The sequence below is a fragment of the Acinetobacter sp. ANC_7503 genome, from assembly GCF_056780035.1.
In genome coordinates this window covers 1-629 of record NZ_JBWYJA010000029.1, presented here as the reverse complement: position 1 = coordinate 629, position 629 = coordinate 1, and the positions used below count along the sequence as shown (strand labels likewise).

General features: G+C 40.9%; 2 protein-coding genes. Both read right to left on the bottom strand.

Annotation, left to right across the window (positions count from 1 at the left end; all coding sequences use genetic code 11):
* Positions 1-113 (bottom strand): CoA-transferase (locus AC1M9M_RS14810; RefSeq protein ID WP_481588093.1); only part of this gene is annotated, 113 nt, incomplete at its 3' end.
* A gap of 142 nt (positions 114-255) precedes the next feature.
* The coding region (locus AC1M9M_RS14805; RefSeq protein ID WP_481596709.1) for a dioxygenase family protein at positions 256-629 on the bottom strand (374 nt) is incomplete at its 5' end.

The following is a 629-nucleotide window of genomic DNA, read 5'->3' as shown; positions in this document are numbered from 1 at the left end:
TCGATGAGTTCAGCAGGCTGACCTGCGGTACCAAACCCACCAATCATAATGGTTGAACCGTCTTTAATTTGGGAGAGGGCTTCGGTTAAAGTCTTTTGAGATTTATCAATCATAGCGTTTTATAGATAAAGCTATCTATATCCTTTTCGGTCTTGCAAAAATTTAAACAAATCAAAATGATTAGATTTGGATTGGTCTAAATTCTTTAGTTGAATAAGATAAAGGATGGATGCGAAATCCATCCCTTTATTATTTTTAAGCTGATGCGCGGCGGCGTTCAACTTCAGTAGAAGGCGCACCTTCAACGTCTTTCACTAATTCAATGTCAAATTGAATATGTTTGAACGCACCTTTTAGACCACGACGAGCAATTTCAGCTTCATCAGTTACGTCTACAGCAGTTGCCACTAAGCCATCACGCGTTGCAAATGCAAAGTCATCCCAAAGGTATTTATCACCTTCGATGTTGAACTGCGTAGTTAATTTACGGTAGCCAGGTGCAGTGACGAAGTAATGCACATGTGAAGGGCGGTTACCGTGACGACCAAGTTTGTCTAATACAAACTGAGTTGTACCTTCTGGTGGGCAGCCATAACCTACAGGCATTGTGGTTAATGCTGTATATTGAC